Source organism: Dysosmobacter sp., from assembly GCF_034093755.1.
Lineage (GTDB): Bacteria > Bacillota > Clostridia > Oscillospirales > Oscillospiraceae > Oscillibacter.
In genome coordinates this window covers 97,320-116,389 of record NZ_JAXEBZ010000021.1, presented here as the reverse complement: position 1 = coordinate 116,389, position 19,070 = coordinate 97,320, and the positions used below count along the sequence as shown (strand labels likewise).

The 19,070-nt window shown below is 64.5% G+C and carries 15 protein-coding genes; 7 read left to right on the top strand and 8 right to left on the bottom strand.

Annotated elements, in window-relative coordinates; translation table 11 throughout:
• The 6 genes from SOX55_RS02685 to SOX55_RS02660 form a co-directional block, all read right to left on the bottom strand.
• Positions 1-2,100 (bottom strand): CarD family transcriptional regulator (locus tag SOX55_RS02685; protein WP_325285891.1); only part of this gene is annotated, 2,100 nt, incomplete at its 3' end.
• Between the two features lie 123 nt (positions 2,101-2,223).
• Entirely contained in the window at positions 2,224-2,685 is a 462-nt protein-coding gene (locus tag SOX55_RS02680) for a hypothetical protein (RefSeq protein WP_325285890.1), read from the bottom strand.
• Positions 2,686-2,730: 45 nt separating this feature from the next.
• Positions 2,731-3,513, bottom strand: a complete 783-nt coding sequence (locus tag SOX55_RS02675; protein WP_325285889.1) for a hypothetical protein — start codon at positions 3,511-3,513, stop codon at positions 2,731-2,733.
• A gap of 14 nt (positions 3,514-3,527) precedes the next feature.
• On the bottom strand, positions 3,528-4,121 hold the full coding sequence (gene pth, locus SOX55_RS02670; protein ID WP_325285888.1) for an aminoacyl-tRNA hydrolase: 594 nt from the start codon (positions 4,119-4,121) through the stop codon (positions 3,528-3,530).
• Between the two features lie 109 nt (positions 4,122-4,230).
• On the bottom strand, positions 4,231-5,190 hold the full coding sequence (locus SOX55_RS02665) for a ribose-phosphate pyrophosphokinase (protein ID WP_325285887.1): 960 nt from the start codon (positions 5,188-5,190) through the stop codon (positions 4,231-4,233).
• A 50-nt stretch (positions 5,191-5,240) separates the two neighbouring features.
• A complete protein-coding gene (locus tag SOX55_RS02660) occupies positions 5,241-6,290 on the bottom strand; it encodes a glucosamine-1-phosphate N-acetyltransferase (RefSeq protein ID WP_325285886.1) in 1,050 nt (349 codons plus the stop codon).
• 398 nt (positions 6,291-6,688) lie between these two features.
• Here SOX55_RS02660 and trmL point away from each other — a divergent pair, with 398 nt between their 5' ends.
• From trmL to SOX55_RS02630, 6 genes are all read left to right on the top strand, one after another.
• Positions 6,689-7,180 (top strand): tRNA (uridine(34)/cytosine(34)/5-carboxymethylaminomethyluridine(34)-2'-O)-methyltransferase TrmL, encoded by a 492-nt coding sequence (trmL, locus tag SOX55_RS02655; protein ID WP_325285885.1) that lies wholly within the window; start codon positions 6,689-6,691, stop codon positions 7,178-7,180.
• Positions 7,181-7,221: 41 nt separating this feature from the next.
• On the top strand, positions 7,222-8,415 hold the full coding sequence (locus SOX55_RS02650) for a phosphoglycerate kinase (protein WP_325285884.1): 1,194 nt from the start codon (positions 7,222-7,224) through the stop codon (positions 8,413-8,415).
• Positions 8,416-8,531: 116 nt separating this feature from the next.
• Complete coding sequence (tpiA, locus tag SOX55_RS02645; protein WP_325285883.1) at positions 8,532-9,305, top strand: triose-phosphate isomerase; 774 nt, start codon at positions 8,532-8,534, stop codon at positions 9,303-9,305.
• A 33-nt stretch (positions 9,306-9,338) separates the two neighbouring features.
• Positions 9,339-10,856: a 2,3-bisphosphoglycerate-independent phosphoglycerate mutase gene (gene gpmI / locus SOX55_RS02640; protein WP_325285882.1), complete on the top strand. Its 1,518-nt coding sequence runs from the start codon at positions 9,339-9,341 to the stop codon at positions 10,854-10,856.
• 125 nt (positions 10,857-10,981) lie between these two features.
• Positions 10,982-11,710, top strand: a complete 729-nt coding sequence (locus SOX55_RS02635) for a M23 family metallopeptidase (RefSeq protein WP_325285881.1) — start codon at positions 10,982-10,984, stop codon at positions 11,708-11,710.
• Positions 11,711-11,794: 84 nt separating this feature from the next.
• Complete coding sequence (locus tag SOX55_RS02630; protein WP_325285880.1) at positions 11,795-12,472, top strand: YjjG family noncanonical pyrimidine nucleotidase; 678 nt, start codon at positions 11,795-11,797, stop codon at positions 12,470-12,472.
• A 32-nt stretch (positions 12,473-12,504) separates the two neighbouring features.
• Here the strand turns inward: SOX55_RS02630 and SOX55_RS02625 are convergent, their stop codons facing one another.
• On the bottom strand, positions 12,505-13,896 hold the full coding sequence (locus SOX55_RS02625; protein ID WP_325285879.1) for an MATE family efflux transporter: 1,392 nt from the start codon (positions 13,894-13,896) through the stop codon (positions 12,505-12,507).
• Positions 13,897-13,995: 99 nt separating this feature from the next.
• Positions 13,996-15,114 carry a peptide chain release factor 2 gene (gene prfB / locus SOX55_RS02620; protein ID WP_325285893.1) on the bottom strand — a complete coding sequence of 373 codons (1,119 nt, stop codon included), beginning with the start codon at positions 15,112-15,114 and terminating at the stop codon, positions 13,996-13,998.
• A 245-nt stretch (positions 15,115-15,359) separates the two neighbouring features.
• Between prfB and SOX55_RS02615 the strand changes: the two genes are divergently transcribed.
• Positions 15,360-18,974, top strand: a complete 3,615-nt coding sequence (locus SOX55_RS02615) for an S-layer homology domain-containing protein (RefSeq protein ID WP_325285878.1) — start codon at positions 15,360-15,362, stop codon at positions 18,972-18,974.
• The last annotated feature ends 96 nt before the right edge of the window (positions 18,975-19,070 follow it).

The following is a 19,070-nucleotide window of genomic DNA, read 5'->3' as shown; positions in this document are numbered from 1 at the left end:
GGCTTCCATGCGGGAAAGGATGGTGTTGTAGTGCTGCCACGCCAGCAATGTGGTGGGAGCCAGAATGGCGCACTGCTTGCCGCCCATCACGCACTTGAAGGCGGCGCGCAGGGCCACTTCGGTCTTGCCCACGCCCACGTCGCCGCACAGCAGCCGGTCCATGGGCCGGGGCCGCTCCATATCCGTCTTGATCTCCCGGATGGCCCGCATCTGATCGTCGGTTTCCTCGTATCCGAAGGCCTCCTCAAACTCCTGCTGCCAGGCGGAGTCCGGGGAGAAGGCGAAGCCCGGCTGCCGGGACCGCTGGGCGTACAGCTGGATCAGGCCCTTGGCCAGGTCCCGGACGGCGGCCTTGGCCCTGGATTTCTGCTTAGCCCACTCGGTGCCTCCCAGCCGGTTCAGCCGGGTGTGCTCCTGGGCCTCCTCCCCGCCGCCGATATACTTGCTCACCAGGTCCAGCTGGGTGACGGGGACATACAGGCAGTCGCCGCCGGCGTATTCGATTTTGATATAGTCCTTTTCCACCCCGTCCACCGGCATTTTCTGGATACCGGTGAACCGGCCCACGCCGTGGTGGACGTGAACCACCAGATCCCCGGGGGACAGGTCCGTGTAGGACTGGAGCTTCTGGCGGTTGGACTCCTTTTTCAGCCGCTGCCGCCTCCGGGGCACCGCCAGCAGCTGGCCCTCCGTGAGAATGGCCAGCTTCAGCTGGGGATACTCGCTGCCGGCGGACAGGGCGCCGATGGTGATGCGCACTTCCCCGGGGACGGGCATGGCCCGTCCCTCAAGGTCCAGCGTGGCCGTGATGCCCTTGTCCTCCAGAATGTGGTACAGGTTCTTCGCCCGGGTCTCGCCGCCGCACAGCACCAGAATGGCGGTGCCGGTGTTCCGGTAGTGCTCCATGTCGGACACCGCCGTCTCCAGGCTGCCGCCGTAGGAGGACAGCTGCCGGGCGCTGAGGCCCAGCAGTCCCCGGGGCCGCAGCGGCAGCCGGGAGGTGGGCAGGGAGTCCATCATGATGACGGGGAACTCCTCCAGCTTTTCGTACAGCTCCGGCTCCGTCAGGGTCAGGGCCGCGAAATCCCCCGCCAGCAGCCCCGCCTCCATCAGCGCCTCCGTGTCCTGCCGGACCTGCAGCACGGTGTGCTTCACCCGCTCGTCCACCCGGCCGCTTTCGCACAGGAACACCACCGCGTCGGCGGGCAGGTAGTCCAGGGCCGTGGTCATGTCCGGATGGATGGCCGCCAGATACCGGTCCGGTCCGCCGGGAACCGCGCCGGAGCGCAGCCGCTCCGCGTCGCCCCGGAGGGTGGTCACCAGCGATGCCGCCTTGGGCCGCCTGGCCAGCTTCCCCGCCAGGGTCTCCAGCTTGGCCGCCAGGCCCTCCAGCCCCCCCTCCGCCAGATGGGGCAGCACCTCCGCTGCCGGCAGGATCAGGGCCTCCTCCGCGTTTTTCGTCCGCCGCTGGGTACCGGGGTCGAAGCAGCCCAGGGAGTCGATCTCGTCGTCAAACAGCTCGCAGCGCACCGGCTGGTCCATCAGAGGGGAGAACACGTCCAGAATGCCGCCCCGCAGGGCGAACTGGCCCACGCCCTCCACCTGGTCGCAGCGGGTATAGCCGCCGGAGACCAGCCGGTCCGCCATGGCCTTCAGATCCAGCCGCTCCCCCACCCGCAGCGTCACGGCGGAGGCCAGCAGCAGCTCCTCCGGCAGCGTCCGGGCCATGAGGCCGTCGATGGTGGCCGTCACCAGGGGCGCCTCCCCCCGGGCCAGGGCGTACAGCGCCGCCAGCCGGTCCTGCTCCCAGGAGCGGCTGGACACGGCGTTGGGGTGGAACTGCCACTCCCGGGCCAGCAGCTTCACCGGCGCGGTGCCGGTCAGGGCCTGCAGGTCCGCCGCCAGAGCCTGCAGCTCCCGCTCGTCGCCGCAGACAAACACCGCCGGGCGATGCGCGCCGTAAGCCACCGCCGCGCCGATCTCCGCCCGGTGGACCGGCTGCAGACCCGACACCGCCGCCGGGCAGCCACCCTCCTCCACCCGGCGGACCAGCTCCGCCGCCTCGGGAATGGTATTCAGTTTTTTCAGCAGCTGTTCCATAGGCATGACACCTTCTGTTAAAATTTGGCAATCTAACGCAGAACGGGGCGCATCCCGCCGCCGGAGAGGGGGGATGTGCCGTTTCTTTCTTATGCGGCGCCGGGGACAGACTTGCGCCGTTTTTTACGCCCCGCCGCCGGAGAGCAGGCCCTCCAGCGTCCGGCAAAGGGCTTCCATGTCCACGCCCTCCAGCCGGAAGCGGGTATAACCCACATTGTACCACACGTTGTAAAGGGTGCCGTCGCTGAGCAGCTCGAACCGGGCATCCTGCACGCAGGTGCCGTTTTCCGTGTGGCTCAGAGTAAAGGAGTACAGGGTCTCCCCGCCGGAATACACGATGTTCCGGCAGAAGCCCCGCCAGCGGAGCCGTCCGTTCTCCAGCAGCGGCAGCACCTGTCCCAGCTCCTCCGGCGTCAGATCCGACCGGGAGCGGGACGTGCCGCTCTCCCGGGACAGCAGGATCATGTACTCTGCCTCCGCCGTGTTGGCGTACCGGGCAAAGGGTACCGGCCACGCCAGCACCGCGGCGCACAGGACCATCACGGCCGCAAGGGCCAGCCAGCGTTTGCGGATTTTTCGTTTCATTCCCACGCCCCCTTTTCTGAACAGACGGCCGGAGCGCGGAAAACGTTACGGCAGTTCTGCCAAGGCCTGTTGGGCTTCCCGGCGGAGATACAGCTTGTTCCCCTGCTCCGCCGCGAATTCCAGATGGGGCCGGGCTTCCTCCCGGCGGCCCATGGACAGCAGGCACCGGGCGATGTTCATGTGGCCGCACACCCGGTCCAGCCGGGAAGCCGCCGTTTCCATCGCCTTTTGGAAGGCCTCCAGCAGCTCCTGAGAGCCGCCCTCCGTCACCAGACGGTACCAGAGGAAGCGGTTTTCCACTGACGCCGCCATGAAAGGCGGGAGGCCCTCCATCCTGTGAACCTTTTTCTCCGCCTCCCGGAGGTAGGAGAGGGCGTCGGCGGGCTTTCCCGCCCGCAGCTTCACCTCGCTGGCCTCCATCTCAATCAGCAGCTGGGTGCTTTTGTCGTACTGCTCATAGCCGAACAGCACCCGGTCCAGCTCCCGCTCCGCCTCGTCAAACCGGCCCAGACAGGACACCGCGTCGGCATAGAGCAGCTGCACCTCCACCAGCAGGACAGTCTTTCGACCGCCCTTCCGGCTTTCGGCAATCTCCCGGCAGGTCCGCTCCAGCGGCTCCGGATCGCACTCCTCCGTCAGCGCCCGGCCGGACTCTCCCAGCTCCCGCAGCAGCAATCGCCCCGGCAGCTTCCGCAGGCACCAGCAGACCGCCGGAACCGCCGCCAGCAGCAAGGGAGAGGCTCCCGCCGTCACAGCCAGTACGGCGGCAGCTGCCAGCAGGCAGACTGCCGCACTGTACGCAAGTGGATGCCGGTTCAGCCAGCGCATAAGGCCGCCTCCCTTCAGTTGAAGCGGTTCATGGCCTTCTGGCAGTCGCCGCCGTTTTCGATGACGCACTCCGCCGCGTCGATGGCCCGTTTGAAGGACTCCAGCAGCACCTTCCTGTCCGCCTGGGACGGCTCACCGATGACCCAGTCGATCATGTCGCCGTCCTGGCCCGGGGCGCCGGTGCCGATCTTCACCCGGGGGAATTGGTCGGTGCCCAGGTGGGCGATGATATTCTTGATGCCGTTGTGGCCGCCGGCGCTGCCGGAGGGCCGCACCCGGATCTTCCCCACCGGCAGCGACACGTCATCGTAGATCACCAGCACGTGGTCGGCGGGGATTTTATAGAACTGGGCCGCCTCCCGCACCGCCTCGCCGGACAGGTTCATATAGGTCTGGGGCTTGAGCAGCAGGCAGCGGGCGCCGCCCACGGTGGCCTGGGCGGTGGTGGCCTTGAACTTGATGCGGTCGATTTTCACATGCTCCCGTTCCGCCAGCAGGTCCAGCGTCAGAAAGCCCATGTTGTGGCGGGTTCTGGCGTACTTCTCGCCGGGGTTTCCCAGACCCACCACCAGCCATTCCACGCCGGAGGGTTTTTTGCCGAACAGCATTGTGTTTGCTCCTTTTGCATAAACTTGTTTGATACAGCCCGCAAAGGCGGGAAAGTCGCCTTTCCCGCCTTTGATGGTTCTTATTGTGATGGGACGCTCCCGCTCCGCCTTACCGGAACAGCTTGGAGATGGAGACCTCCTGATAGATACGCTCGATGGCCTCGGCGAACATGGGGGCCACAGTCAGGTACTTGATGCGGTCGCTCTTGCCGGCTTCGATGGGGGGAATGGTGTCCAGCAGGGCCAGCTCGGTGATGACGCTGTTGTTGATGCGCTCAATGGCGGGGCCGGACAGCACGCCGTGGGAGGCGCAGGCGTGGACGCTCTTGGCGCCGCCCACTTCCATAACGGCCTTGGCGGCGTTGCACAGGGATCCGCCGGTGTCCACCATGTCGTCAAACAGGATGCAGTCCTTGCCCCGGACGTCGCCGATGACGTTCATGACCTCGCACTGGTTGGCCTTCTGACGGCGCTTGTCCACGATGGCCAGGTTCATGTGCAGCTTCTGGGCGAAGGCGCGGGCACGGGCCACGGAGCCCACGTCGGGGGACACCACCACCATGTCCTCGCAGGCGCCGCCGAACTTCTTGGCGTAGTAGTCCACGAAGATGGGGTTGCCGGCCAGGTTATCCACGGGGATGTCGAAGAAGCCCTGGATCTGGGAGGCGTGGAGGTCCATGGTCAGCACCCGGTCGGCGCCGGCGGCCACCAGCATGTTGGCCACCAGCTTGGCGGTGATGGGGTCACGGGCCTTGGCCTTGCGGTCCTGACGGGCGTAGCCGTAGTAGGGCATGACGGCGGTGATGCGGCCGGCGGAGGCGCGCTTCAGGGCGTCGGTCATGATCAGCAGCTCCATCAGATTCTTGTTGGTGGGGTTGCAGGTGGGCTGGATGACGAACACGTCGCTGCCGCGGACGGTCTCATACAGGGACACGAAGATCTCGCCGTCGGAGAAGGTTCCGACCTCCGCCTCGCCCAGCTTGGTGCCCATCAGCTTGCAGATGTCGTCCGCCAGTTGGGGATTGGCGTTGCCGGTGAAAATCTTGATGTCTTTGCCGTGAGAAATCATGTTTGTTCTCCCTCTTTCTTTCTGATCGTATTTGAATGATTTTGAAAGACTTATTTATGGTTCTCGTGCATCCGGCGGCGGCGCTCGGCCCAGCCCTCCAGGTTCTTCTGGCGACTTCTGGCCACGGCCAGCGCGTCGGCGGGGACCTCCTCGGTGATGGTGCTGCCGGCGGCGGTATACGCCCCCTCGCCCACCGTCACCGGCGCCACCAGGTTGGTGTTGCAGCCGATGAAGGCCCGGTCCCCGATGGTGCAGCGGTATTTTCTGAATCCGTCGTAGTTGGTGGTGACGGTGCCGCAGCCGAAGTTCACCTTCCGGCCCACGTCGCTGTCGCCCACATAGGTGAGATGGGAAATCTTGGTGCCGTCACCGATGGAGGAGTTTTTCACCTCCACAAAGTCCCCCACCTTGATGTCATCCCCGATGCGGCAGTTGGGGCGGACATAGGCAAAGGGTCCGATATTGGTGCGGCTGCCCACGGTGCTCTCGTTGAGCTGGGAGGCGTTGACAGTGGTGTCATCGCCGATGACACAGTCCCGGATCATGGTGTTGGGGCCGATCTCACAGTTCCGGCCGATTTTCACGGCGCCCCGGAGAATGGTCCCCGGCAGCACCACGGTGTTCTCTCCCAGCTCCACCCGGGGCCCGATATACACCGCGTCCGGGTCCAGGATCTCCGCCCCCGCGTCCAGCAGGCGGTCCACCACGTCATCCCGGCACAGCAGGCTCAGCTCCCGGGCCTCCCGCGGGGTTGCAATATCCGCGAAGCCCTCCAGGGGAACGGTGCCCGTCACCCCGGCGATTCCGCCGTTTTCCCAGCCCCGCCGCAGCGCCGCGGCCTCCGCGGTGCAGGCGCAGCTGTCCAGATGTCTGGTTCCCTCCGGCACCGGCAGCACCGGTCCCGGCAGCACCGCCACAGGTCCGTCCTCCGCCAGGAAGGCCAGCAGGTCCTCCCGGCTGCCGGACACCGTCACGTTGTCCTCCGTCCGGAAGCAGTTCCGGACCTCTTCCGTAAATTCCGGAGCGCAGGCGACAAAAAACCGCCTCACACCACCGGCCTTCAGTTTTTCGCTGACCCAGGTCAGGATCGGTTCAAACATAAGGGCTGTCAGCATCAGCGGTTTGCCATGCGCACTGGGGGAAATTGGATCATTCAGCAGGATGATTGCACGCATTTGATCCAATGGGGTCCCCTCCTTTCCATACGCTTCTATGCCTATTATAGCAAGCTTCCGGTAAAAATCCAGTGTGCGTGCGGAAATCATTTGGAGAATTTTCAGAGGTCTTTTTGGCAGTTTGACCGGATTTTCCGTTGATTTCCCCGTTTTTGAAAAACCGGGGGCCTCCGGCGGCCGCCCCATTTTCGGCGTTTTGCAGAATCTTGTCCGCATTTGTGGTGATTTCTTATGAAAATGCGAATAAATCTCCATTTTACAGTTGAATTTGTCCGTACAATGGATTACAATAGCTTGCACTGGACAAAGGGAGGGGACCGCCCATGCTGAATATCGTTCTGGTGGAGCCGGAGATCCCGCAGAACTGCGGCAACATCGCCCGCACCTGCGCCGCCACCGGCAGCCGCCTGCATCTGGTCCGCCCCCTGGGGTTCGACATTTCCGACAAGGCCGTCAAGCGGGCCGGGCTGGACTACTGGCATCTGGTGGAAGTCTTCGACTACGAGAATTTAGAGGATTTCTTCACCCGCCGTCCCGAGGCCCGGCAGGACCTGTGGCTCACCACCACCAAGGCCCCCCGTTCCTATCAGCAGGCCCGGTTCACGCCGGACAGCTGGCTGTTTTTCGGCAAGGAGACCGCCGGATTGCCCCAGGCTTTCCGGGAACAATACGCCCAGCGGTGCATCCGCCTGCCCATGATTTCGGAGGCCCGGAGCCTGAACCTGTCCAACACGGTGGCCGTCTGCGTGTACGAGGCCCTGCGGCAGAACGGGTTTCCCGGATTGCTGGACGTGGGCGAGATGGCCGACCGCTGATCTTCCGGATCCCCTCACATTCTATATAGGAGGAATTTTCCATGAACTACCGGAAAAAGACTGTTCTGGACGTGGACGTCCGGGGCAAGAAGGTCCTGCTGCGCTGCGACTTCAACGTGCCGCAGGATAAAGCCACCGGTGAGATCACCAGTGACAAGCGCATTGTCGCCGCGCTGCCCACCATCCGCTATCTGCTGGAAAACGGCGCCGCCGTCATCGCCTGCTCCCACCTGGGCAAGCCCAAGGGCGAGGTGAAGCCGGAGCTGTCCCTGAAGCCCGTGGCCAAACGGCTCAGCGAGCTGCTGGGCCAGGAGGTCATCATGGCCGACGACGTGGTGGGTCCCGACGCCCGGGCCAAGGCCGCCGCGCTGCAGCCCGGCCAGATTCTGCTGCTGGAGAACACCCGCTTCGAGCCGGGTGAGACGAAGAACGACCCGGAGCTGTCCAAGGCTCTGGCGTCCCTGGCGGAGCTGTACGTGTCCGACGCCTTCGGCGCCGTCCACCGGGCCCACGCCTCCACCGCCGGCGTGGCCGCGTATCTGCCCGCCGTGTCCGGCTTCCTGATTCAGAAGGAGCTGGACGTCATGGGCAGCGCCCTGTCCGCCCCCAAGCGGCCCCTGGTGGCCATTCTGGGCGGCTCCAAGGTATCCAGCAAGATCGGCGTCATCAACAACCTGCTGGAGATCGCCGACACCATCATCATCGGCGGCGGCATGTCCTACACCTTCTCCGCCGCCAAGGGCGGAAAGATCGGCGACAGCCTGCTGGAGGCCGACTGGGAGGACTACGCCAACCAGATGGTGGAAAAGGCCGCCGAAAAGGGCGTGAAGCTGCTGCTGCCGGTGGACTCCGTCTGCGGCGACAGGTTCGCCCCCGACGCGGAACGCAAGGTGGTCCCCGCCGGCCAGATCCCCGACGGCTGGCAGGGTCTGGACATCGGCCCCGAAACCGTGAAGCTCTACTGCGGCGCCGTGGCCGGCGCCGGCACCGTCATCTGGAACGGCCCCATGGGCGTGTTTGAGTTCCCCGCCTTCGCCGTGGGCACCCAGGCCATCGCCGAGGCCCTCAGCAAAACCGGCGCCGTCACCATCATCGGCGGCGGCGACAGCGCGGCTGCCGTGGACCAGCTGGGTTACGCCGACAAGATGACCCACATCTCCACCGGCGGCGGCGCCTCCCTGGAGTTCCTGGAAGGCAAGGAACTCCCCGGCGTGGCCTGCCTGCTGGACAAATAAGTATTTCCGGATACCTCCGGCGGGCACTCCCCGCCGGAGAATTCCCCCGCAGAAACATTCACCCGCACCGCCTCCGGGCGGTCCGTCAGAACAAAATCGAAGGAGAAATAGAGAACATGAATCGCAGATACCGTAAAACCGTCATCGCCGGCAACTGGAAGATGAACATGACCGCCACCGAGACCAAGAAGTTCGCCGAGGACATCAAGAAGATCATGCCCCGCGCCAAGTGGTGCGAGACGCTGATCTGTGTCCCCGCCTGCAATATCTCCACCGCCATGAAGGCCTTCAAGGACCTGCGGATCTCCGTGGGCGCCGAGAATGTCTACTTCGAGGAGAAGGGCGCCTACACCGGTGAGGTCTCCGCCGACATGCTGAAGGACCTGGGCGTGAAGTACGTCATCGTGGGCCACTCCGAGCGCCGGCAGTACTTCTGCGAGACCGACCAGACCGTCAACAAGAAGGTGCTGGCCGTGCTGAACGCCGGCATGAGTCCCATCATCTGCGTGGGCGAGAGCCTGGAGCAGCGGGAGTCCGGCGTCACCGCCGACTGGATCTCCCTGCAGGTGAAGAGCGCCCTGTACGGCGTGCCCGCCGACAAGCTGCGCCGCTGCATCATCGCCTATGAGCCCATCTGGGCCATCGGCACCGGCAAGACCGCCACCGCCCAGCAGGCCGGCGAGGTCTGCTCCGCCATCCGCGCCACCATCCGCGGCCTGTACGGCGCCCGGGTGGCCCGCAGCGTCACCATTCAGTACGGCGGCTCCATGAACCCCAAGAACGCCGCGGAGCTGCTGGCCCAGCCCGACATCGACGGCGGCCTCATCGGCGGCGCCGCCCTGAAGCCCGACCAGTTCGTGGACATCATCAACGCCGCCAATCAGGACTGAGCACCCCATTTGGGACAAAGTGAGGTTTTCTCCATGAGCAAAACACCGACCACTCTCATCATCATGGACGGCTTCGGCCTGACCTCCGACCGGGAGGGCAACGCCGTGGCTGCCGCCGCCACCCCCCATCTGGACAGGCTGTTTGCCGAGTACGCCCACACGGAGCTGGACGCCTCCGGCCTCAGCGTGGGTCTGCCCCAGGGGCAGATGGGCAACAGCGAGGTAGGGCACACCAACATCGGCGGCGGCCGGGTGGTGTTTCAGGACCTGCCCCGCATCACCAACGCCATTGCCGACGGCAGCTTCTTTGAAAACGCCGCCTACAACCACGCCATGGACGAGTGCCTGAAAAACGGCACCTCCCTGCACCTGATGGGTCTGCTGAGCGACGGCGGCGTCCACTCCCACCTGGAGCACCTGTTCGCCCTGCTGCGCATGGCCCGGGACAAGGCGCTGGAAAAGGTCTACATCCACGCCTTTCTGGACGGGCGGGACGTGTCCCCCACCTCCGGTGCGGACTTTGTGGCCCGCACGGTGGAGCAGTGCCGGGAGATCGGCGTGGGCAAAATCGCCACTGTCATGGGCCGCTACTACGCCATGGACCGGGACAAGCGCTGGGACCGGCTGGAGCAGGCCTATGACGCCATGGTCTACGGTGAGGGCGCCGCCTTCAACCCCGTGCCCGTGGCCGCCGTGAAGGACTCCTACGCCAGGGGCGTCACCGACGAGTTCGTGGAGCCGGTGGTCTGCGATCTGGACGGCACCATCTCCGACAACGACAGCGTCATCTTCTTCAACTTCCGCCCCGACCGTGCCCGGGAGATCACCCGGGCGCTGGTGGACCCGGACTTCACCGGCTTCACCCGCCAGTCCTTCCCCCTGACCTTCGTGTGCAACACGGAGTATGACGCCTCCATGCCCAACGTGGAGGTGGCCTTCCCCCGGGTATCCGTCCGCAACGGGCTGGGGGAGTACCTCAGCTCCCTGGGCATGACCCAGCTGCGCATCGCCGAGACGGAGAAGTACGCCCACGTGACCTTCTTCTTCAACGGCGGCTCCGAGACCGTGTTCCCCGGCGAGGACCGGGTGCTGGTGCCCTCCCCCAAGGTAGCCACCTATGACCTCCAGCCGGAGATGAGCGCCTACGAGGTCTGCTCCAAATGCGTGGAGCGCATTGAGAGCGGCGCCTATGACGTGATCATCCTGAACTTCGCCAACTGCGACATGGTGGGCCACACCGGCGTGTTCAGCGCCGCCGTGAAGGCCGTGGAAACCGTGGACGCCTGCGTGGGCGAGGTGGTGGAGGCCACGTTGAAAATGGGCGGCATCGCCATGGTCACCGCCGACCACGGCAACGCCGAGCAGATGACCCAGCCCGACGGCTCCCCCATGACCGCCCACACCACCAACCTGGTGCCCTTCATTCTTTGCGGCGCCGGCACGGAGCTGCGCAAGGGCGGCAAGCTGGCGGACATCGCCCCCACCATTCTGGACGTGATGGGTCTGCAGAAGCCGGAGGAAATGACCGGCAGCACCCTGATCATCAAATAAACCGTTAAACCGCCTTTTGAAAAGGGCTGCCGGAAAGGCAGTCCTTTTTCCGTATTTTTCCGGAATTTGGGGTATAATCTCTCCTTTTCCTGTCCATACTGGGGTAGAAAAGGAGGGATTTGCGAATGCACAAATTCAATGAGCTGTTCCGCAGCAGAGGATTCTACGCCGTTCTGGCCCTGTGCCTGGCAGCCGTTGGGCTGTGGGGCTATCTCCTGCTGTTCCGGGGCGGCGGAGAAGCGGAAACCCCCGCCGCCTCCGCCGAAACGGAGCAGACCGTCCGCCAGGCGGCGGTGTCCGCTCCCCAGGAGGCGGTGGAGACCGCGCTGCCGGCGGAGATTCCGGAGACGGTACCGGACCCGGAGCCGGAGCCTCAGCCGGAACCCCAGCCGGAGGAGACCGCCCCCGTGTCCAAGCCGGTGACGGCGGTGACGCCCCAGCCCCCGGCGCTGGTGGTGTCGCCCCTCAGCGGGCAGATGGTGGCCGCCTTCTCCGTGGACCGGCTGACCTACAACGCCACCCTCAACGACTGGCGGACCCATGACGGCATCGACATCGCCGCCGCGCCGGGCACCGACGTGCTGGCCGCCAGCGCCGGGACAGTGCTGTCCGTGGCCGACGACGATCTGCTGGGCACCACGGTGATCATCGGCCACTCCGGCGGCTACCAGACCACCTACGCCAGCCTCCAGGGCAGTCCCACCGTCAGGGCGGGGGACCACGTGTCCGCCGGGCAGATCATCGGCGCCGTGGGCACCACCTCCCTCATCGAAGGGTCCTCCGGCCCCCACCTCCATTTCTCCGTCTCCAAAGACGGGGACCTGGTGGACCCGGAGGAATACCTGAAAAAGTGAGAAAGGGGACGCGCTTTGCGCGTCCCCTTTCTCTTGCGGTTTTGCCGGCTTTCTGGTATCATGCGGAGGAAAGGAGGTCTGCCCATGATCCGCACCATTCTCATTGACATCGACAACACCCTGCTGGATTTCCACAAGTGCGCCGACGCGTGCATCCGCCAGGGCTTCCGGGAGCTGGATCTGCCCTACACGGACCGGACCTTTCCCACCTTCATCACCATCAACGACGATCTGTGGCGGGACATTGAACAGGGCCGCCTGACCCGGGAGGGGCTGCGGCAGGTCCGCTGGAACCGCATTTTCCGGGAGCTGGGCCTCTCCGCCGAGGGGACGTCCTTCGAGGACCGGTTCGGGGAGCTGCTGTTTGAAAGCCACGAGCCGGTGGAGGGCGCGCCGGAGGCCCTGCGGTACCTGGCCGGCAAATACACCGTCTACGCCGCCAGCAACGCCTCCTATGCCCAGCAGCACCACCGGCTGGAGCTGGCGGGGATGCTGCCCTTTATCCGGGAGATTTTCGCCTCCCGGGAGATCGGCGCCACCAAGCCCACCGCCGCCTTTTTCGCCGCCTGCCTGGAGCGAATCGGAAACCCGCCCAAAGACGAGGTGCTGCTGCTGGGGGACTCCCTCACCGCCGACATGGAGGGCGGCATCGCCTTCGGTCTCCACACCGGCTGGTACAACCACGCCGGAGCGCCCCATGACATCGCCCTGCCGGTGGACTTCATTGTGGACCACCTGTCCCAGATTCCCCAATACTTATAAAAAACGGACCGCTGGGCGGTCCGTTTTTTTGATTAGTTCAGCCGGGCCCGGACTGCCTCCTCCGCCTGACGCAGGGTGCGTCTCATGAAAATCAGGCTCAGCAACAGGGAGAATACCTCCGCGATGAGGAAGGAGAGCCACACCAGCTCCAGCCGCCCGGTTTTGGCCAGCAGCCACGCCGCCGGCAGCAGCACCACCAGCTGGCGGCACACGGAGGCAATCAGGCTGTAGATGGGGTTGCCGATGGCCTGGAACACGGAGCCGGCGATGATGCAGAACCCCGCCACCGGGAAGGTGCAGCTGATGATCCGCAGGGCCGTGACGCCGATGGTCAGCATCTCCTCCGAGGGGGTGAAGATGGACAGCAGCGCCGCCGGGAACAGCTGGAACACGGCGAAGCCCACGGTCATGATGGAGATGGAGGTGCAGATGGTCAGCCGGATGGTCTTCCGCACCCGGTCCATCCGGGCGGCGCCGAAGTTATAGGCGATAATGGGCACCATGCCGTTGTTCAGGCCGAACACCGGCATGAAGATGAAGCTCTGGACCTTGTAATAAGCGCCGAACACGGCGGTGGCCGCCTCGGTGAAGGAGATGAGAATCTGGTTCATGCCGAAGGTCATGACGGAGCCGATGGACTGCATGATGATGGAGGGCACGCCCACCCGGTAAATCTCCGCCGCGGTGTCCCCGTGCCAGCGGATGTGGCGGAGGCGGAGATGGACGTCCGGATTGCATTTCAGGTTCAGCGCCAGCGCCAGTGCGGCCGCCGCCAGCTGTCCCGCCACCGTGGCTGTCGCCGCGCCGGCCACCTCCATCCGGGGCGCGCCCAGCAATCCGAAAATCAGGATGGGGTCCAGCACGATGTTGATGACGGCGCCGGTGAGCTGGGTGCACATGGCCAGCGCCGTGCGGCCGGTGGACTGCAGCAGCCGCTCAAAGCAGAACTGGCAGAACAGGCCCACCGACAGCCCCAGGCAGATCCGGGCGTAGGCCGCGCCGTAGCGGACGATGGCCTCGTTGGCGGTCTGGGCGGCGAAGAACACCCGGCCCAGCGCCAGCCCCAGCACGGCGAACACCGCCGCGCTGCACAGGGCCAGAAACACGCCGGTGTTGGCGGCCCGGTCCGCCGTCTCCTGCCGCCGCTCCCCCAGGGAGCGGGACAGCAGGGCGTTGATGCCCACGGCGGTGCCGCTGCCCACGGCGATCATCAGCGTCTGGAGGGGGAAGGCCAGGGACACGGCGTTGAAGGCGTCCTGGCTGATCCGCGCCACGAACACGCTGTCCACCACGTTGTACAGCGCCTGCACCAGCATGGAGATCATCATGGGGATGGCCATGCCCGCCAGCAGCCTGCCCACCGGCAGAACGCCCATTTTGTTTTCCCGGACCTCCCGGCCCTGTTCGTCTCTCTTGTTTTCCATGGACATGGGATTCCTTTCCTCTGTCATCCGGATAAACGGCTTTCCCCGTCAGACAGGGAAAGCCGTCTTCACTCGTCCGCAGCCCGCGGACAGAATCATTTACTTCTTCAGCTCGCCGGTGGCCATCTGGGTCAGGTAGGCGTTGATGAAGCCGTCTAAGTCGCCGTCCATCACATTGTCGATGTTGCCGGTTTCGTAGGCGGTGCGGGTGTCCTTCACCAGCTGGTAGGGCATGAACACGTAGGAGCGGATCTGGCTGCCCCACTCGATCTTCATCTGGACGCCCTTGATGTCGGAGATTTTCTCCGCATGCTGCTGGATCTTCATCTCCACCAGCTTGGCCCGCAGCATCTTCATGGCGTTGTCCCGGTTCTGGAACTGGCTCCGCTCCGTCTGGCAGAACACCACGATGCCGGTGGGCAGGTGGGTCAGGCGGACGGCGGAGGAGGTCTTGTTGATGTGCTGGCCGCCGGCGCCGGAGGAGCGGCAGGCCTGCATCTCAATGTCCTCGGGGCGGATCTCCACCTCCACGTCATCCGGCAGCTCCGGCATCACCTCCACCGCGGCAAAGGAGGTCTGGCGGCGGGCCTGGGCGTCAAAGGGAGACACCCGCACCAGCCGGTGGACGCCGTTTTCGCTGCGGAGGAAGCCGTAGGCGTTCTCGCCCTCGATGGAGATGGTGGCGGACTTGATGCCCGCCTCGTCGCCGTCTTCGTAGTTCAGGGTGGTGCACTTGAAGTCATGGCGCTCCGCCCAGCGGGTGTACATGCGGAACAGCATCTGGGCCCAGTCCTGGGCCTCGGTGCCGCCGGCGCCGGGGTGGATGGTGAGGATGGCGTTGTTGGCGTCATACTCGCCGGTGAGCAGTGTGGTAAGCCGGGTCTCCTCCACCCGCTGCTCCAGGGCCGCGAAGCCGTCCTTCAGCTCCTGCAGCAGATCGGGATCGTCGGCCTCCTGGCCCATCTCGCACAGCACCGTCAGGTCCTCCCACTCGCCCAGCAGCTTCTCCTGCCGGGCGATCTTGTTCTGCAGCTGGCGCATCCGCTGGTGGACCTTCTGGGACCGCTCCAGGTCGTTCCAGAAGCCCTCCTGGGCGGACTCGTCCTCCAGGCGGCGGACCTCGGCCCGGGCGGCCTCCAGGTCCAGCGCGGCAGACAGCTTCTCCAGCTCCGGCTCCAGGGCCGTCAGCTTCTGCTTGTACTCGTCATATTCAATCAAAGCCATGGCAAATTCTCCATTTCCAGAAAATCTTTTTAGCCATAGTATTATACAAGAGCAGCCCATTTTTGTAAAGGAAAATGTAGGTTTCCCGTACTATTTTAATGCTTTTCCAATTTCAGGATATTTTGGGCAGCTCTCCGGGGCAGTTGTTCATAATTTGTTCATGATTGTGAGGTGCTTTTCCGCTATGCTGGTGGCAAGTATCAGACTGCCACTTTCAGCCATCAGAACGGAGGTTGCTTATGAAAGGATTTTGGAGCAGAAAACTGCCCGCGCTGGTGTTGGCGATGACCCTGATGACGGGCCTGACCGCCCCCGCGCTGGCCACCGACCACAACTACAGCAGCAAGTGGAGCACCGACGCCACCTACCACTGGCACGCCTGCGCCGACGCCGGCTGCACCGCCAAGAGCGACTATGAAGAGCATGACTTCGGCGGCATCGAGGTCACCACCGAGCCCACCTGCTACCAGACGGGCAAGGGCGTGCGCACCTGCCAGGTCTGCGGCTACAAAAAGACCGAATCCATCGCCGCCACCGGCAAGCACACCGCCGCCACCGGCTGGACCAGCAGCGAGACCACCCACTGGCACGCCTGCACTGCCGCCAGCGGCTGCACCGCACGGCTCAGCGAGGTCAAGCACACCTTCACCGCCGGCGAGTATGTCACCAACGGCTCCTACCACTGGCAGGTCTGCACCGTCTGCGGCGGCGCCTCCGCCAAAACCGCCCACGCGGACAAGGACCTCAACGGCGCCTGCGACGCCTGCGGCAGGGATATGCCGGTCTCCTCGGTGACGGTGACCTTCATGAACGGCACCAGCACCTTCGCCACCCAGACGGTGTCCAAGGGCGGCACCCCCTCCAACCCCGGCACCCCCTCCAAGACCGCCAGCGGCAAGACCTACACCTTCAAGGGCTGGACCACTACCAACCCCGGCAGCTCCGCCCTCTACAACGGGCAGACGGTGCTGACCTCCGCCAAGGTGGCCTCCACCGCCGTCTCCGCCAACACCACCTACTACGCGGTGTACACCGTGTCCTACTCCGGCAGCAGCAGCGACATCACCTACTCCGTGGCCACCGGCAAGTCCGTGGCCTTTGACCGCACCGACTTCCTGGACGTCTTCCAGGACGAGTATTCCGGCTACGATCTGCGGTGGGTGGAATTCGAGACGGATGACACCCTCAGCTCCTCCAAGGGCGCCGTGTACTACGATCATGACGGCGACGACGAGAAGATGTTCTCCAGCTCCACCATCGACGATTACAAGTTCTATTACTCTTCCTCCAGCTACGGCGACTATTCCCTGCGGAACCTGTCCTTCGTGGCTCCCAGCGGCATTTCCAGCCGCACCGTGGAACTGGACTTCACCGCCTGCTACTCCAGCACCCGGTACGTCACCGGCACCCTCACCATCGAGGTGAAGGGCAGCAGCTCCTCCTCTTCCTCCGACGGTGAAATCACCTACACCGTGAAGGCCGGCAAGTCCGTGGACTTCGACCTTTCCGACTTCAAGAAGGTCTATCAGGAGGAGTACTCCGGCACGCCCCGCTGGGTGGAGTTTGAGACGGAGGATACCCTGTCCTCCGCCAAGGGCGCCGTGTACTACGACTATGACGGCGACGACGAGAAGATGTTCACCGGCTCCTCCATTGAGAGCTACAAGTTCTATTACTCCTCCGACAGCTACGGTGACTACGCCCTGGAGGACCTGTCCTTCGCGGCTCCCGAGGACGCCGCCAGCCGCACCGTGGAGCTGGAGTGCACCGTTTACTACTCTTCCAGCAAGTACGTCACCGCCACTCTCACCATCGAGGTCACCGGCAGCGATGACGCCGAGGGCATCACCTACGAGCTGGACCCCGGCGAGGAGGTCTCCTTCCGGCTGTCCGACTTCAAGAGCGCCTACCAGGAGGAGTACTCCGGCACCCCCCGCTGGGTGGAGTTCGAGACGGACGATACCCTCAGCAAGTCCAAGGGCGCCGTCTACTTCGACTATGACGGCGACGATGAGAAGATGTTCTCCGCCTCCACCATCGATGACAGCAAATTCTATTACAGCGACGAGTCCTACGGCGACTACGCCCTGGAGGACCTGTCCTTCGTAGCTCCCGAGGACGCCGACGAGCGCACCGTCACCCTGGAGTGCACCATCTACTACTCCTCCAGCAGGTACGTGGAGACCACCGTCACCATCACCGTCGGCGACGCCAAGAAGACCGACAAGCCCGACATCACCTACGAGGTGAACCCCGGCAGTCAGGTGGACTTCGACCCCGCCGACTTCAAGAAGCTCTATCAGGAGGAGTATTCCGGCACCCCCCGCTGGGTGGAGTTCGACACCGATGACACCCTCAGCGCCACCAGAGGCGCCGTCTACTTCGACTATGACGGCAGCAAGGAGAAGATGTTCTCCGCCTCCACCATTGACGACGAGAAGTTCTATTACGACGACGAGTCCTACGGCGACTACGCCCTGGAGAAGCTGTCCTTCGTGGCTCCCGAGCTGGCCATGGAGCGCACCGTCACCCTGAAGTGCAAGGTGTCCTATTCTACCAGCAAATACGTGGAGGGCACCGTGTCCATCGTCATCGGCGCCTCCACCAGCGCCGGCAGCAGCTTCGGCGCCGACATCCGCTACAACACCACCTACAACACCAACCTGCAGATCAACGCCAACGACATCGCCCGGTTCTTCCGCAAGGCCTATCCCACCTCCACCCTGGAGTACGTGCGGCTGGGCGGCGTCCCGGAGAACGGCAGCCTGTACTACAACTACTACGGCGCCAGCCAGTACGGGCCCAAAAAGACCCTGCTGACCTCCTCCAACCGCACCGCCATCTCCTTCTACTTCAGCCCCACCTCCACCAGCCAGTACGCCCTCACCGAGCTGACCTACGTGCCCGGCAAGACCAACGTCTGTGACCTGATTCCCTTCACCGCCTACGGCAGCGGCTCCAAGACCCTCAGCGGCACCATTCTCATCAGCGCCACCCTGGCCTCCGTGGCGGACGTGTACGGCGTCACCCCCAAGAACACCGCCGTCACCTTCCCCGCCTCCGCCATCTCCAACGCCATCCTGGCGGGCACCGGCACCTCCCTGGGCAGCATCCGGCTGCTGCGCCTGCCGGAGACGTCCGTGGGCAAGGTTTACGTGGGCAGCGGCACCTCCGTCAAGGCGGACACCGAGACCCTCTACACCTACGCCAGCGGCTCCAAATCCATCAGCGAGCTGCGGTTCGTTCCCGCCAGCGGCTTCACCGGCTCTGTGGAGATCCCCTACGTGGCCTACAACAAGAACGGCACGGCCATCGCCAGCGGCAAGTTCTGCCTGGGCATCGTCACCAGCCTGAAGAAGTTCAGCGACATCAACTCCTCCACCTGGTGCTACAAGTACGTGGCGGAGCTCAGCGACGCCGGCGTCATCTCCGGCTACAGCGACGGCAGCTTCCGGCCCGACAACACCGTCACCTACGGCGCGGCCCTGAAGCTCATCATGCTGGCCGCCGGCTATGACGAGCAGAAGCCCACCGGCGCCAACGTGTTCAGCGGCTATCTGGACAAAGCCCGGGCCGACGGCATCATCACCCGCAGCAATGTGAACCTGTCTGCCCCCATCACCCGGCAGCAGGCCGCTCAGCTGGCCGCCGGCGCCCTGAAGCTGGACACCGACAACCTCACCAGCATCCAGCCCTTTACCGACACCACGGACGCCAGCGTCCGGGCCCTGAACGCCGCCGGCGTTGTGGAGGGCTACTTCTCCAACGGCAAGAGCAGCTACAAGCCCGACAACACCCTGACCCGCGGTCAGGTCTCCGCCATCGTGTGGCGGATGAAGCAGCTGGACAAGTAAATCCGCGCAGCTATGCAAAAGGAGCGGGACATCTGTCCCGCTCCTTTTCATTCTGTCCGGGAAACTCCTCCGGGCTTTTTCGACAGCCTCACGGGG

Bases quoted from the DNA above. Each gene is read 5' to 3' on its own strand.
- SOX55_RS02660 (WP_325285886.1), bottom strand. From the start codon at position 6,290: ATGTTTGAACCGATCCTGACCTGGGTCAGCGAAAAACTGAAGGCCGGT.
- SOX55_RS02630 (WP_325285880.1), top strand. From the start codon at position 11,795: ATGATCCGCACCATTCTCATTGACATCGACAACACCCTGCTGGATTTC.
- trmL (WP_325285885.1), top strand. From the start codon at position 6,689: ATGCTGAATATCGTTCTGGTGGAGCCGGAGATCCCGCAGAACTGCGGC.
- SOX55_RS02675 (WP_325285889.1), bottom strand. From the start codon at position 3,513: ATGCGCTGGCTGAACCGGCATCCACTTGCGTACAGTGCGGCAGTCTGC.
- SOX55_RS02635 (WP_325285881.1), top strand. From the start codon at position 10,982: ATGCACAAATTCAATGAGCTGTTCCGCAGCAGAGGATTCTACGCCGTT.
- SOX55_RS02615 (WP_325285878.1), top strand. From the start codon at position 15,360: ATGAAAGGATTTTGGAGCAGAAAACTGCCCGCGCTGGTGTTGGCGATG.
- gpmI (WP_325285882.1), top strand. From the start codon at position 9,339: ATGAGCAAAACACCGACCACTCTCATCATCATGGACGGCTTCGGCCTG.
- pth (WP_325285888.1), bottom strand. From the start codon at position 4,121: ATGCTGTTCGGCAAAAAACCCTCCGGCGTGGAATGGCTGGTGGTGGGT.
- SOX55_RS02625 (WP_325285879.1), bottom strand. From the start codon at position 13,896: ATGGAAAACAAGAGAGACGAACAGGGCCGGGAGGTCCGGGAAAACAAA.
- tpiA (WP_325285883.1), top strand. From the start codon at position 8,532: ATGAATCGCAGATACCGTAAAACCGTCATCGCCGGCAACTGGAAGATG.
- SOX55_RS02665 (WP_325285887.1), bottom strand. From the start codon at position 5,190: ATGATTTCTCACGGCAAAGACATCAAGATTTTCACCGGCAACGCCAAT.
- SOX55_RS02650 (WP_325285884.1), top strand. From the start codon at position 7,222: ATGAACTACCGGAAAAAGACTGTTCTGGACGTGGACGTCCGGGGCAAG.
- SOX55_RS02680 (WP_325285890.1), bottom strand. From the start codon at position 2,685: ATGAAACGAAAAATCCGCAAACGCTGGCTGGCCCTTGCGGCCGTGATG.